The sequence below is a fragment of the Pseudothauera rhizosphaerae genome, from assembly GCF_004801305.1.
Taxonomy (GTDB): Bacteria; Pseudomonadota; Gammaproteobacteria; order Burkholderiales; family Rhodocyclaceae; genus Pseudothauera; species Pseudothauera rhizosphaerae.
The window spans coordinates 1-12395 of sequence record NZ_SSOD01000022.1 but is presented as its reverse complement, the minus strand read 5'-3'; the positions used below and the strand labels follow the sequence as shown (position 1 = coordinate 12395).

General features: G+C 67.8%; 15 protein-coding genes. 8 read left to right on the top strand and 7 right to left on the bottom strand.

Annotated elements, in window-relative coordinates; all coding sequences use genetic code 11:
* The first annotated feature begins 123 nt into the window (after window positions 1-123).
* The gene (gene lplT / locus E6O51_RS19955; RefSeq protein ID WP_136386780.1) at window positions 124-1374 is read left to right on the top strand and encodes a lysophospholipid transporter LplT; all 1251 of its coding nucleotides are present in this window, start codon (window positions 124-126) and stop codon (window positions 1372-1374) included.
* 15 nt (window positions 1375-1389) lie between these two features.
* Here the strand turns inward: lplT and E6O51_RS19950 are convergent, their stop codons facing one another.
* The 4 genes from E6O51_RS19950 to E6O51_RS19935 all read right to left on the bottom strand — a co-directional run bounded on the left by E6O51_RS19950 (window position 1390) and on the right by E6O51_RS19935 (window position 3825).
* Complete coding sequence (locus tag E6O51_RS19950) at window positions 1390-2133, bottom strand: uracil-DNA glycosylase (protein ID WP_230976867.1); 744 nt, start codon at window positions 2131-2133, stop codon at window positions 1390-1392.
* Window positions 2134-2258: 125 nt separating this feature from the next.
* Window positions 2259-2744, bottom strand: coding sequence for a ribosomal protein S18-alanine N-acetyltransferase (rimI, locus tag E6O51_RS19945; RefSeq protein WP_230976864.1), 486 nt, complete (start codon window positions 2742-2744; stop codon window positions 2259-2261).
* Window positions 2741-3427, bottom strand: coding sequence for a tRNA (adenosine(37)-N6)-threonylcarbamoyltransferase complex dimerization subunit type 1 TsaB (tsaB, locus tag E6O51_RS19940; RefSeq protein ID WP_136386778.1), 687 nt, complete (start codon window positions 3425-3427; stop codon window positions 2741-2743). The genes rimI and tsaB overlap by 4 nt, the downstream gene beginning before the upstream one ends.
* Window positions 3428-3516: 89 nt before the next feature.
* Window positions 3517-3825 (bottom strand): hypothetical protein, encoded by a 309-nt coding sequence (locus E6O51_RS19935; RefSeq protein ID WP_136386777.1) that lies wholly within the window; start codon window positions 3823-3825, stop codon window positions 3517-3519.
* Window positions 3826-4211: 386 nt separating this feature from the next.
* Between E6O51_RS19935 and ompR the strand changes: the two genes are divergently transcribed.
* The 7 genes from ompR to E6O51_RS19900 are packed head-to-tail and all read left to right on the top strand — an operon-like array spanning window position 4212 to window position 8803.
* Window positions 4212-4949, top strand: coding sequence for an osmolarity response regulator transcription factor OmpR (ompR, locus tag E6O51_RS19930; RefSeq protein ID WP_136386776.1), 738 nt, complete (start codon window positions 4212-4214; stop codon window positions 4947-4949).
* A gap of 37 nt (window positions 4950-4986) precedes the next feature.
* A complete protein-coding gene (locus tag E6O51_RS19925) occupies window positions 4987-6333 on the top strand; it encodes an ATP-binding protein (RefSeq protein ID WP_230976866.1) in 1347 nt (448 codons plus the stop codon).
* A gap of 1 nt (window position 6334) precedes the next feature.
* Window positions 6335-6811 (top strand): group II truncated hemoglobin, encoded by a 477-nt coding sequence (locus E6O51_RS19920; RefSeq protein WP_330997926.1) that lies wholly within the window; start codon window positions 6335-6337, stop codon window positions 6809-6811.
* Window positions 6812-6820: 9 nt separating this feature from the next.
* Entirely contained in the window at window positions 6821-7432 is a 612-nt protein-coding gene (locus E6O51_RS19915) for a septation protein A (RefSeq protein WP_136386774.1), read from the top strand.
* Complete coding sequence (locus E6O51_RS19910; RefSeq protein ID WP_136386861.1) at window positions 7432-7731, top strand: YciI family protein; 300 nt, start codon at window positions 7432-7434, stop codon at window positions 7729-7731. The genes E6O51_RS19915 and E6O51_RS19910 overlap by 1 nt, the downstream gene beginning before the upstream one ends.
* Window positions 7728-8024: a BolA family protein gene (locus tag E6O51_RS19905; protein ID WP_408003425.1), complete on the top strand. Its 297-nt coding sequence runs from the start codon at window positions 7728-7730 to the stop codon at window positions 8022-8024. The genes E6O51_RS19910 and E6O51_RS19905 overlap by 4 nt, the downstream gene beginning before the upstream one ends.
* Entirely contained in the window at window positions 8021-8803 is a 783-nt protein-coding gene (locus tag E6O51_RS19900) for a peptidylprolyl isomerase (RefSeq protein ID WP_136386773.1), read from the top strand. Before E6O51_RS19905 ends, E6O51_RS19900 begins: the two co-directional genes overlap by 4 nt.
* Window positions 8804-8872: 69 nt before the next feature.
* Here the strand turns inward: E6O51_RS19900 and E6O51_RS19895 are convergent, their stop codons facing one another.
* Genes E6O51_RS19895 through E6O51_RS19885 form a run of 3 tightly spaced genes read right to left on the bottom strand, consistent with a single transcriptional unit; the run spans window position 8873 to window position 12321 of the window.
* Window positions 8873-10669: an acyl-CoA dehydrogenase gene (locus tag E6O51_RS19895; protein WP_136386772.1), complete on the bottom strand. Its 1797-nt coding sequence runs from the start codon at window positions 10667-10669 to the stop codon at window positions 8873-8875.
* Between the two features lie 25 nt (window positions 10670-10694).
* A complete protein-coding gene (locus E6O51_RS19890; protein WP_136386771.1) occupies window positions 10695-11360 on the bottom strand; it encodes an energy-coupling factor ABC transporter permease in 666 nt (221 codons plus the stop codon).
* A gap of 31 nt (window positions 11361-11391) precedes the next feature.
* Window positions 11392-12321 carry an electron transfer flavoprotein subunit alpha/FixB family protein gene (locus tag E6O51_RS19885; RefSeq protein WP_136386770.1) on the bottom strand — a complete coding sequence of 310 codons (930 nt, stop codon included), beginning with the start codon at window positions 12319-12321 and terminating at the stop codon, window positions 11392-11394.
* Window positions 12322-12395: the final 74 nt, after the last annotated feature.

Sequence of the window (12395 nt, the reverse complement as noted above, 5' to 3'; positions counted from 1 at the left end):
ACAACATGTATCGACAACCCGCCAGTCCCGTTTGGTCAAATGTTGTTCCAACTCGTAACGCGCGTTACGGCTTCGTGATATAAACCGGCCTTCCTCGGACGATCACCACAGCGACAGCAATCGATGCCGCTCGGCTTCTACATCATCATGGCGGCGCAGTTCTTCTCTGCGCTGGCCGACAATGCCCTGCTCATCATTGCGATTGCCCTGCTGCGGGACATGGCCGCGCCGGCCGAGTACGAGCCGCTGCTGAAGCTCTTCTTCACCGTCTCCTACGTCGCCCTGGCCGCCTTCGTCGGCGCTTTCGCCGATTCCATGCCCAAGTGGCGGGTCATGCTGATCAGCAACACGATCAAGATCGGCGGCTGCCTGATGCTCTTTCTCGGCACCCACCCGCTGTTCGCCTACGCGGTCGTCGGCCTCGGGGCTGCAGCCTACTCGCCGGCCAAGTACGGCATCCTCACCGAATATCTCCCCCACCGCCTGCTGGTCGTTGCCAACGGCTGGATCGAAGGCCTCACCGTGGGCGCGATCATCCTCGGCACGGTCATCGGCGGCACCCTGATCCACCCCGGCGTGGCCGCCTGGCTGGTGGCGCTCGACCTGCCCGGCATCGATACGGCACTGAAAGCCACCGTGCCCATCGTCGGCCTGCTCTATCTGCTGGCTGCGCTGTTCAACGTCTACATCCCCGATACCGGGGTGGACCACAAGCCGCTGAAGAGCAACCCCATCTACCTGCTGCACGACTTCAACCACTGCCTGAAACTGCTGTGGCGGGACAGGCTGGGCCAGATCTCACTGGCGGTCACCACGTTGTTCTGGGGCGCGGGCGCAACGCTGCAGTTCATCGTCATCAAGTGGGCCGAGCACAACCTGGGCTTCAATCTGTCCCAGGCTTCGCTGCTGCAGGGCGTGGTGGCCATCGGCATCGCCGCGGGCTCCGTCGTCGCCGCGCGCATGATCACGCTGCGCCGCTCGGTACAGGTGATTCCGCTCGGCATCGCCATGGGCCTGGCGGTCATCCTGATGACCGTGGTCACGCATGCGACCGTGGCAATGGTGCTGATGGTGATCGTCGGCATGCTGGCGGGCTTCTTCGTGGTGCCGATGAATGCGCTGCTGCAGCATCGCGGCCACATCCTGATGGGCGCCGGGCACTCCATCGCGGTGCAGAACTTCAACGAGAACCTGTCCATCCTGGTGATGACCGGGCTCTACGCCCTGCTGATCATGACCGGGGTGTCGATCAAGGTGGTGATCGTGCTGTTCGGCCTGTTCGTGGCCGGCACCATGTGGCTGGTGTGGATGCGCCACGAGCAGAACCAGCGCGAATTCGATGCGGTTGCGCTGCTGGAAGACCGCGTGCACTGACCGGCCGGGTGCTCCTCAGCCCTGCCCGCTGCTTCCGCTCTCCGCCAGCCGCCGCCGCGCGAAGCACAGGTCTTCCCACGCCTTGGCCTTGTCCGCCTGGTTGCGCAGCAGATAGGCCGGGTGGTAGGTCACCACCAGCGGAATGCCGCGGTAGTCGAAGCGCTTGCCCCGCGCCGCGCCGATGCCCGTTTCGGTGCCGAGCAGCGCCTGCGCGGCCGGACGGCCGAGCACGACGATGAGCTGCGGCTGGATCAGGGCGATCTGGCGTTCCAGGAACGGCAGGCAGGTGGCGATCTCGTCCGCTTCCGGGGTGCGGTTGTGGGGCGGGCGGCACTTCACCGCGTTGGCGATGTAGACGCCTTCCCCGCGTTTGAGCCCCAACGCTGCGAGCATGTTGTCCAGCAGGCGGCCGGCGGCGCCGACGAAAGGTTCGCCGCGCTGATCCTCTTCGGCCCCCGGGCCTTCGCCGACGAACAGCCAGCGCGCCTGGCGGTCGCCCACGCCCGGCACGGCCTGGCGGCGCTTCTCGCACAGCCGGCAGGCCTTGCAGGCGCGGATTTCCGCTTCCAGTTCATCCCAGTCCAGCCCGGCGATGTGCGCACTGCGGGCCGGATCGGCCGCTGCCGGTGCGGCCGTTCGTGCCGTTTGCGGCACGGCCGGCCTGGGCAGTGCAGGTTGTGCAAGCGGTGGCGCGGGCGGCTTCGCAACGGGTACGGGCGGGCGCTCCGCTGGCGTTTCGACCTGCGCTTCGGCCGGCATCGCGTGCCCGGTCTGCGGTGCCGCCGCCTTCCCGGCTCCGCTTTCCGCGGTGTCCCGGCTGCGCAGCCTCCAGATCGGCCCGAGGCCGAGCTCGCGCAGCACGGATTCGCGGTGCGGGAACGCCGTCACAGCGGCAGCCTCATCACGATGGCGTCCTCGCGCCCGCCCGGTGCCGGGTAATAGCCCTTGCGCCGCCCGATCGGCTCGAAACCGGTGCGCCGATACAGGGCGAGCGCCGGCTGGTTGGAAGGCCGGACTTCGAGGAAGAACTGCGTGGCCCCGCTCGCGCGCGCCCGCGCGCACAGGAAGTCGAGCAACGCCCCGCCCAGTCCCCTGCCCTGCGCCCCGCGCGCAACGCTGATGTTGAGCAGATGCGCCTCGTCCAGCACCGACAGCACCACCGCATAGCCGCAGGGGTGGCCGCCGTCGGACTGTATCCAGGCGCTGTAGCCGGCACCAAGCGAGTCCGCGAAGTTGCCGCGCGTCCATGGGTAAGGGTGCAGTTCGGCCTCGTTGGCGGTCACCCATTCCAGGTCGGCCTCGGACATGGGGACGTAGCTCAACGCGCCGGCGGCGGCACGGGAAACGGGCAGGGAAGCAGTCGCAGTCATGCCCGCCCCCCGCGCGCCAGGCGCTCCGCCGTCGTCAGCGCGACCTTGTCGCGCACGTAGAGCGGCGCCGCCAGTTCGGGTGCGACCAGCGCGCCGCGGCGCACCTCGACCGCGGCCAGCCGCGCGACTTCGCCCGCCCGCGGCACCGCATCGCCTTTCAGGCCGTGCAGCCGCCCGGCAAAGCGCTCGCCCAGTTCGGGGTAGGCGGCAAATGCCGAGCCCAGCGCAAACCATTCGCCGACAGGCAGTCTCAGTACTTCGGCCGACGCGCAGTGCGGCGCCAGCACGGTCTCGAGCCCGTCGGCGGTGCGCAGGAAGGCGGCGAAATAGATTTCGTTCATGCGCGCGTCCGTGGCAGCGAAAATCCGCTCGCCCTCGCCTTGCAGCGCCAAGGCCGCGAGACTGCAGACCGGCACCACACCCAGCCCGGCGCCGAGCGCCAAGCCCTGCGCAGCCGCGCAGGCGAGGCGCAGGCCGGTGAAGGCGCCCGGTCCGCTGCCAAAGGCGACCGCGTCCAGGTCGGCCAGCACCATGCCTGCTTCGGCGAGCAGGGCACGAACTTCGGGTAGCAGATGCGCGGAATGGTTGGCATGCCCGTGCAAGGCGTGCTCAAGCACGGCATCGTCGGCGAGCAGCGCAATGCTGCCGTGCTCGCAGGAGGTTTCGATGGAGAGAATCTTCATGGCCGCGCCATTTTAGCCGCTGGCGGGACTAGGCGCAGGAAAGCGTTCGGCGTGCGCCGGGGAGCCCCCGGCATCGCCGGCAACGGGAGTCAGCGCAGGGCAGCGTCGTCCCGGTAGGCGCGGCTCATGGCGCGGCGCAACTCGAGGCGCAGTGTGTTGCGTTCCTCCGCGCTCAGACGCCGCCGCTCATGGGGGCCGACGGCGATGTCGTCGTCGCTCAACAAGGCGCGCCGCACTTCCACATGGCGGGGCACTGCGGGCACGGCAGGGGGATAGACGATCACCAACTCCTCCTGCAGCAGCGACGCTGCGGGCGCCAGAGGCACTTCCGGCACCAGGGATGTTTCGGGTGCCAGGACTATTTCGGCCGCCAGGGCCGTTTCAGGCACCATCGACATGGCCGCCTCCGTCGTGGGCGCGGACAATCCCGGCTCGTCGGCGTGCGAAGCACCCGCCCCCCCGGCCAGCAGCACGAGGAACAGAGCAGTTTGAGCGGCGCGCCATGGTGCACCGGCAAGTCGGCGGCACGGGACGGACGGACAGGTGGCAGGCAAGGTAAGCATCACGGGACGAATTATATTTCCCCACGCAGCGAGTGGGATCAGACTCTACCGCAAGATAGTCCGAATTGCATACGTTGCGTTGAATCCATCACGCCCTAGCGGCCGGGTTTGTAAGGGGATATTGCCCGATACGGGCTACCTTACGAAGGGTTACTTGGCGGCGCCACGGGCCCTGTGCAAGGCTCTGGCACACGAATATCGCTCGGGATAGGATTCGGCCTATGAATACCAAAATTCGATATCGCGTACTGCTGGTGGACGACGACGCGCGCCTGCGCGATCTGCTCTCGCGCTACCTGCAGGAACAGGGCTTCACCGTCAAGGCGGTGATCGACTCCGCATCCATGGACCGCGCACTGCACCGTGAGCACTTCGACCTGCTGGTGCTCGATCTGATGCTTCCCGGTGAGGACGGCCTGTCCATATGTCGACGCCTGCGCGCCGCCGAGAATAAGCTGCCCATCATCATGCTGACGGCCAAGGGCGACGACGTGGACCGCATCGTCGGCCTGGAGATGGGGGCGGACGATTACCTGCCCAAGCCTTTCAATCCGCGCGAGCTGGTGGCCCGCATCCACGCCGTCATGCGCCGCCAACCGCCCAGCCTGCCGGGTGCGCCGACGCCCGAGGACGAGGTGGTGACCTTCGGCCGGGTACGGGTGAATCTCGGCACGCGCACGCTGACCCGCGAAGGCGAGGAAATCGCCCTCACCACCGGCGAGTTCTCGCTGCTCAAGGTATTGCTGCAGCACCCCCGCCAGCCCCTGTCGCGCGACAAGCTGATGGAACTGGCGCGCGGTCGCGAGTACGGCGTGTTCGACCGGGCCATCGACGTCCAGGTCTCGCGCCTGCGCAAGCTGGTCGAGGACGACCCCGCCAAGCCCCGCTACATCCAGACGGTGTGGGGATTCGGCTATGTCTTCGTTCCCGACGAACCCAAGTCAGCCGACAGCGAATAACGCCCACGTGCCCCATCGTGTGCGCGTCCCCGCGCTCGTGCGCGCCTGCGGCCAGCGGCTCGCCCGCTGGCTGCCGCGTACGCTGCTGTGGCAGACCTTTCTGCTCATCGCCCTGCTGCTCGGCTTCTCGCTGGCCATCTGGTCGCAGATCTTCCGCTATTTCGAAGAACCCACCCGCGCCCGCGACCTCGCCCAGATGGTCGCGAGCGTCGTGAACCTGACGCGTACCGCCCTGCTCAACGCCGAGCCGCGCCTGCGCACCGAACTGCTGATCGACCTGGCGGCACTCGAAGGCATTCGCATCTATCCGGCCGAAGCCACCGACGTGCTGCAACCCCTGCCGAACACCCGGCCGATGCGCCTGCTCACCAGGGAGATTCGCCGCCAACTCGGCGACCACACCCGCTTCGCCATGCGCTGGAAGGCACTGGACGGCTTCTGGGTCAGCTTCCGCCTGCATCCCGAGGACCCGGACGAATACTGGGTGATGCTTCCGCGCGAGCGCCTGCAGCGGCATTACGCGCTGGAATGGCTGGTGTGGGGCAGTGCCGCGCTGGTGGCCGCCCTGCTCGGCGCCTTCCTGATCGTCTCGCGCATCAGCGCGCCGCTGCGCAGCCTTGCCCGCGCGGCGCGCATGGTCGGCAGCGGGCAGAGCCCGCCGCGGCAGGAGGAAAACGGCCCCGCCGAACTGGCGGTGGTGTCCCACGCCTTCAACCAGATGGCCGGTGACCTGGCGCGCGCCGATACCGACCGCGCCCTGATCCTGGCGGGCGTCTCCCACGACCTGCGCACCCCGCTCGCGCGCCTGCGCCTGGGCGTGGAGATGTCGGGCGCGCCCGAGGACGAGGTCGCCGCAATGGTGGCCGACATCGAGGAAATGGACCGCATCATCGGCCAGTTCCTCGACTTCGGCCGCGGCGATCCGCAGGAGCCGCTGCAGCCCGTGGAACTCGTCGAACTGGTGGTCGGCCTGCTGGAACCCTACCGCCTGCGCGGCATCCCGCTGGAACTGGATCTGCCGGAGAGCCTGTCGGTGCCAGCCCGCGCCCTGCCGCTGCGGCGCGCCGTCGCCAACCTGATCGACAACGCAATCCGCTACGCGGGCAACGAAAAGCCGATCACGGTCGGCGTGCATCAGTCCCACGGCGAAGTCGCCATCGAAGTGGCCGACCGCGGTCCGGGTATTCCACCGCTGGAGGTCGAACGCCTGCGCCGGCCCTTCACCCGGCTGGAAGACGCGCGCAGCAACACCAAGGGCGCCGGGTTGGGACTCGCCATCGTCGAGCGCGTGATGCGCGCCCACAGCGGCCAACTGGACCTGCTGCCGCGGGAGGGCGGTGGGCTGCGCGCCGTGCTGCGCTTGCCGGTCGGGCGCACGCGCTAGAATGAACGACATCACCCTCCAGAACCCGTCGACATCCATGCAGCCTGACGCCCGCACCCTGCCGGTGCTCACCCCCTACGAGCAGATCGGTGGCGAGTCCGCCGTGCGCGCGCTGGTCACGCGTTTCTACGAACTGATGGACGCCCTGCCCGAAACCCGGGATGTGCGCAGGATGCACGCCGAGGATCTTTCCGGCGCGGCGGAAAAGCTCTTCCTGTTCCTCTCCGGCTGGTTCGGCGGCCCCAACCTGTACGTGGAGCGTTTCGGCCCACCCTTCCTGCGTGCGCGCCACCTGCCCTTCTCCATCGGCGCGGCCGAGCGCGACCAGTGGATGCTGTGCATGAGCCAGGCGCTCGCCGAAGTGGTGACCGACGCCGAACTGCGCGCCAAGCTGCAGCAGTCCTTCGCCGCCCTCGCCGACCACATGCGCAACCGCATCGAACACGCCGCGCCGGTCCGCATCCAGCAGCCGCTATAATCCCCACGCATGAAATTCCTCTTCGACCTCCTCCCCGTCATCCTCTTCTTCGCGGTCTACAAGCTTGCCGGCGCCAACGAAGACGCCGCCTTCCAGCTTGCCGCGCTATGGCTGGGCGACGGCATCGGTGCCCGCCAGGCACCCATCCTGCTCGCCACCGCGATCGCCATCCTCGCCACCTTCGGCCAGATCGCCTGGGTATGGACGCGCCACCGCAAGGTGGACACCATGCTGTGGGTGAGCCTGGCCATCATCGTCGTGTTCGGCGGCGCCACGCTGCTGTTCCACAACCCGACCTTCATCAAGTGGAAGCCCACCGCGCTGTACTGGCTGTTCGGCGGCGTGCTGGCGGTCTCTGCGCTGGCGTTCCGGCGCAACATCATCCGCCGCATGCTGGAAGCGCAAATCCGCCTGCCCGATGCGGTGTGGGAGCGCCTCAACCTCGCCTGGGCGAGCTTCTTCCTCGTCATGGGCGCGCTCAATCTCTACGTGGCCTACAGTTTCTCCGAGGAAGCCTGGGTCAATTTCAAGCTCTTCGGCGGCATGGGGCTGATGTTCGCCTTCGTGCTCGCGCAAGGCTTCTTCCTGTCCCGCTATCTCGAAGAGGACCCCCAGCAATGATGTTTTACGCCATGATCGGCGAGGATGCGCCGGATACGCTCGCGGCCCGCATGGCCGCGCGGCCGGCTCACTTGGCGCGCCTGGAGGCTCTGCGCGACGAAGGCCGATTGCTGATCGCCGGGCCCATGCCGGCCATCGACTCGCCCGACCCCGGCCCGGCCGGCTTCGCCGGCAGCCTGGTGGTGGCCGAATTCGCTTCCCAGGCCGAGGCCGAACAGTGGCTGGCGGAAGACCCTTACGTGAAGCAGGGCGTGTTCGCCCGCACCACCGTTCGCCCGTTCCGGAAGGTATTGCCTTGAGCGTGGTGGAGCGCATCCGTTCGCGTCTGCAGGAGACGCTCGCGCCCAGTTTCATCGACGTCGGCGACGACAGCGCCCTGCACGCCGGCCACGCCGGAGCGCGCTCCGGCGGCGGCCACTACCGGCTGGAAATCGTCGCCGAGGCTTTCGCCGGCAAGAACACGGTGGCCCGCCACCGCATGATTTACGCAGCACTGGGCGAGATGATGGGGGGCGACATCCACGCCCTCGCCATTCGTGCCCGCACGGCCGCCGAGGCCGCCAATCAACCCACCGAGAAGGAAACCCGATGAAAGCACTGCCCAGCCGTCTTGCCCTGTGCCTGATGACCGGCCTGACCGCCCTGGCGGCCAACGCCGCCGATTCGACGGCGACCGTCAACGGCAAGGCCATCCCGGCCTCGCGCCTGGAGGTCATGCTGTCCGAGCAGCGCGCCCAGGGTGCGCCGGACAGCCCGCAACTGCGCGAAGCGGTGCGCGAGGAACTGGTCCGCCGCGAAGTCCTGGCCCAGGAAGCCGCCAAGCGCGGTCTCGACAAGAAGGCCGACGTGCAGGCGCAGATGGACCTGGCCCGCCAGGCCATCCTGGTGCGCGCCTACCTGCAGGACTGGGTGAAGGCCAATCCGGTGACCGACGCCGACCTGCGCAAGGAATATGACCAGATCGTCGCCCGCCTCGGCACCAAGGAATACAACCCGCGCCACATCCTGGTGGAAACCGAGCAGGCCGCCAAGGACATCATCGCCAAGCTGCGCTCCGGCGCCAAGTTCGAGGACCTGGCCGCGCAATCCATCGACCCGGGCTCCAAGGAGCGTGGCGGCGACCTGGGCTGGAGCAACCCCGGCATGTTCGTCCAGCCCTTCTCCGAGGCCATGGTCAAGCTCGAAAAGGGTGAGTACACCGCCCTGCCGGTCAAGAGCGACTTCGGCTACCACGTCATCCAGATGGTGGACATCCGCCCGCTCAAGGCCCCGGCCTTCGACGAGGTGAAGCCCCAACTGCAGCAGCGCCTGCAGCAGCAGAAGGTGGAAAAGCACGTGGTCGACCTGCGCGGCAAGGCCGACGTGAAGTAAGCGCCGGCGCCCAACAAAAAGCCGACCCGCGGGTCGGCTTTTTGTCGCCCTTGCAGGCGTGGCGTGGGATCAGAACGCCTCTTCGCTCAGCGCCAACGCCCCGGCGGCGCCGTTGACCACCGTGTAGGACAGGCCGTGGGCCTGGGGCAGCACGTGGTCGGCGTAGAAGCGTGCGGTGACGATCTTGCTACGGTAGAAATCCGCGTCGCCGCTGCCCTCGTCCAGACGGCGCCGGGCCACCAGGGCGGCGCGGGCCATCTGCCAGCCGCCGGCGACGATGCCGAACAGCTTCAGGAACGGCACGGAGCCCACATGGGCCGCCTTGATGTCCGAACCGTAGGTGGCGACGATGTAGCCGGCCGCCTTCTCCAGCGCCTCGATGCCCGCCCCCAGCGTGCGGCGGATGGCGGCGAAGGACTCGTCCTGCACACCGCCCAGTTCGGCTTCCACCTTGCGCATCCCGGCGATCACTCCCTTGATGGTCTCGCCGCCTTCCCGGGCGATCTTGCGGCCGATCAGGTCGTTGGCCTGGATGGCGGTAGTGCCTTCGTAGATCGGCGTGATGCGCGCGTCGCGCAGGTGCTGGGCGGCGCCGGTTTCCTCGATGAAGCCCATGCCGCCATGCACTTGCACGCCGGTGGAGGCGATGTCCACCGAGTTCTCGGTGAACCAGCCTTTCACCACCGGGATCATCAGGTCCACGAAGGCCTGGTTCTGCGCCCGCACCGCGTCGTCCGGGTGCAGGTGGGCCAGATCGGTGGCCGCGCCCACCATGTAGGCCAGGGCGCGCATGGCTTCGGTCTGGCTCTTCATGGACATGAGCATGCGGCGCACGTCCGGGTGGTGCAGGATATTGACCTTGGGGCCGCCGCGCACGCCCACTTCGGTGCCCTGCACGCGGTCCTTGGCGTACTGCAGGGCGTGCTGGTAGGCGCGTTCGGACAGCGCCAGGCCTTCCATGCCGACCGCGAAGCGGGCCTCGTTCATCATGATGAACATGTATTCCAGGCCGCGGTTGGCCTCGCCCACCAGGGTGCCGATGGCGCCGCCCTTGTCGCCGAAGGCGAGCACGCAGGTCGGGCTGGCGTGGATGCCCAGCTTGTGTTCGATGGACACGCAATGCACGTCGTTGCGCGCGCCCAGGCTGCCGTCGGCACTGACCAGGAACTTGGGTACGACGAACAGCGAAATGCCCTTCACCCCTTCCGGCGCGTCCGGCAGGCGGGCCAGCACCAGATGGATGATGTTGTCGGTGAGGTCGTGCTCGCCGTAGGTGATGAATATCTTCTGGCCGAAGATCTTGTAGGTGCCGTCGCCCTGGGGTTCGGCGCGGGTGCGCACCGCGGCCAGGTCGGAGCCGGCCTGGGGCTCGGTCAGGTTCATGGTGCCGGTCCATTCGCCGCTCACCATCTTCGGCAGGTACATGTCCTTCTGCACGTCGGTGCCGCGCAGCAGCAGCGCCTCGATGGCGCCGTTGGTCAGCATCGGGCACAGGGAGAAGGCCATGTTGGCCGACTTCCACATTTCCATCACCGCGGTGGACACCAGCTTGGGCAGGCCCTGTCCGCCGTATTGCGGGTCGCTGGCGAGCGCGGTCCAGCCCGCTTCGGTGAACTGGCGGTAGGCGTCGATCCAGCCCGGCGCGGTGGTCACTTCGCCGTCCTTCCACTTCGCGCCTTCCTGGTCGCCGATCTTGTTGAGCGGAGCCAGTACCCCGTTGGCGAACTTGCCGGCTTCTTCCAGGATGGCATCCACCAGGTCGGCGGACACTTCCTCACACCCCGGCAGGCCGGCCACGGCATCCAGGTCGGCCAGTTCGCGCATGACGAACTGCATGTCACGGATCGGTGCGGTGTAGTCACTCATTTGTGTGTTTGCTCCACTTGGGTTGTCACTTGCCGGCCAGATAGCGGCGGTCGTCGAAGGCCGCCACCCATTCGGGCCGATAAACCACCATCAGCGTGATCACTCCACCGCTGATCCAGCCTTCGGAGAACCCGAGCAGCAGGAAGTACGGCAGGTAATCACTGGCCAGAAACGCCGCCTCGTAGGCGCCGGCCATCACCATGACGCCGGAGGCCACCAGCCCCTGCAGCATCACCGTGAGCGCCGCGCCGAAGAAACCGGCGACGAAGACGAAGACGAAGAAGTGCGCCGGCAGGAAGCGTTCGATCAGCCTGTGGATGCGGTGCGCCAGCACCACCGGCACCACCACCATCAGCAGGAAGTTGATCGGCCACGCCTGCCATTCGATGGCACCGTTGAACGCGATGCCAGTGAGCGCCAGCCCCAGGGTGACGATGGCCAGTTGCGGGCCCAGGGCCAGCGTGGCCGCCATCGCTCCCATCAGGTGCAGGTTGAGGCCGGGCTTGACCCCGGCCTTCAGGCTCCACATCAGCATCAGGCCCACGGCGAAGCCCAGCAGCAGGTTCGACTGCGTGCCGGACCCCAGCCGCTTCCACGGGGCGGTGCGCCATACCAGCCAGCCGACCGCAGCGGAGAGCACCAGCGCAAACCAGTGCCATCCCGCGGAAAACAGCTCGGCCGACAGATTCATCGCACGTCCCGGCGGTGCCCCGCCGGGCTCCTCACAGGGTCTTGGTCAGTTCCGGCACGACCTCGAACAGATCGCCCACCAGGCCGTAGTCGGCCACCTGGAAGATGGGCGCCTCCGGGTCCTTGTTGATCGCCACGATCACCTTGGACTCCTTCATCCCCGCCAGGTGCTGGATGGCTCCCGAGATACCGATGGCGACGTAGAGCTGCGGCGCGACGATCTTGCCCGTCTGGCCCACCTGGTAGTCGTTGGGCACGTAGCCCGCATCGACCGCGGCCCGGGAGGCGCCCAACGCAGCACCCAGCTTGTCGGCCAGCGGTTCGAGCAGGGTGTGGTAGTTCTCGCCGCTGCCCAGGCCCCGGCCGCCGGAGACGATGATCCTGGCCGCGCCCAGTTCGGGACGTTCGGACTTGGTGAGTTCGCGGCCGACCAGCTTCGACAGGCCCAGGTCGGCGCCCGCGGCGATGTTCTCGATCGCGGCACTTCCGCCCTCGCCTGCCGCCTCGAAGGCGGTGGTACGCACGGTGATCACTTTGACGGGGTCGGCGCTCTTGACCGTGGCCAGGGCGTTGCCGGCGTAGATGGGGCGTACGAAGGTGTCCGCGCTGTCCACGGCGACGATGTCGCTGATCTGCGCGACGTCGAGCAGGGCCGCCACGCGCGGGGCGACGTTCTTGCCGAAGGAGGTGGCCGGGGCCAGGATGTGGCTGTAGCCGCCGGCGTTAGCCACCACCAGCGCAGCGACGTTCTCGGCCAGTTGGGCTTCGTAGTGCGGGGCTTCGGCCAGCAGGACCTGGGCGACGCCGGCAAGCTTCGCGGCGGCAGCCGCAGCGCCCGCGGCGCCGTTGCCGGCCACCAGGACGTGGAGCTCGCCGCCGAGCCTGGCGGCCGCGGATACGGTGTTGAGGGTGGCCGCCTTCAGGCTGGCGTTGTCGTGTTCAGCAATGACCAGGATCGCCATCTCAGATCACCTTCGCTTCGTTCTTGAGTTTGTCGATGAGTTGCGCCACGTCGGCCACGCGTACGCCGGCGCTG

What these genes read in the sequence shown, in the direction of transcription:
- lplT (WP_136386780.1), top strand. Translation starts at nt 124, where the DNA reads ATGCCGCTCGGCTTCTACATCATCATGGCGGCGCAGTTCTTCTCTGCG.
- E6O51_RS19950 (WP_230976867.1), bottom strand. Translation starts at nt 2,133, where the DNA reads ATGCCGGCCGAAGCGCAGGTCGAAACGCCAGCGGAGCGCCCGCCCGTA.
- rimI (WP_230976864.1), bottom strand. Translation starts at nt 2,744, where the DNA reads ATGACTGCGACTGCTTCCCTGCCCGTTTCCCGTGCCGCCGCCGGCGCG.
- tsaB (WP_136386778.1), bottom strand. Translation starts at nt 3,427, where the DNA reads ATGAAGATTCTCTCCATCGAAACCTCCTGCGAGCACGGCAGCATTGCG.
- E6O51_RS19935 (WP_136386777.1), bottom strand. Translation starts at nt 3,825, where the DNA reads ATGTCGATGGTGCCTGAAACGGCCCTGGCGGCCGAAATAGTCCTGGCA.
- ompR (WP_136386776.1), top strand. Translation starts at nt 4,212, where the DNA reads ATGAATACCAAAATTCGATATCGCGTACTGCTGGTGGACGACGACGCG.
- E6O51_RS19920 (WP_330997926.1), top strand. Translation starts at nt 6,335, where the DNA reads ATGAACGACATCACCCTCCAGAACCCGTCGACATCCATGCAGCCTGAC.
- E6O51_RS19915 (WP_136386774.1), top strand. Translation starts at nt 6,821, where the DNA reads ATGAAATTCCTCTTCGACCTCCTCCCCGTCATCCTCTTCTTCGCGGTC.
- E6O51_RS19910 (WP_136386861.1), top strand. Translation starts at nt 7,432, where the DNA reads ATGTTTTACGCCATGATCGGCGAGGATGCGCCGGATACGCTCGCGGCC.
- E6O51_RS19900 (WP_136386773.1), top strand. Translation starts at nt 8,021, where the DNA reads ATGAAAGCACTGCCCAGCCGTCTTGCCCTGTGCCTGATGACCGGCCTG.
- E6O51_RS19895 (WP_136386772.1), bottom strand. Translation starts at nt 10,669, where the DNA reads ATGAGTGACTACACCGCACCGATCCGTGACATGCAGTTCGTCATGCGC.
- E6O51_RS19890 (WP_136386771.1), bottom strand. Translation starts at nt 11,360, where the DNA reads ATGAATCTGTCGGCCGAGCTGTTTTCCGCGGGATGGCACTGGTTTGCG.
- E6O51_RS19885 (WP_136386770.1), bottom strand. Translation starts at nt 12,321, where the DNA reads ATGGCGATCCTGGTCATTGCTGAACACGACAACGCCAGCCTGAAGGCG.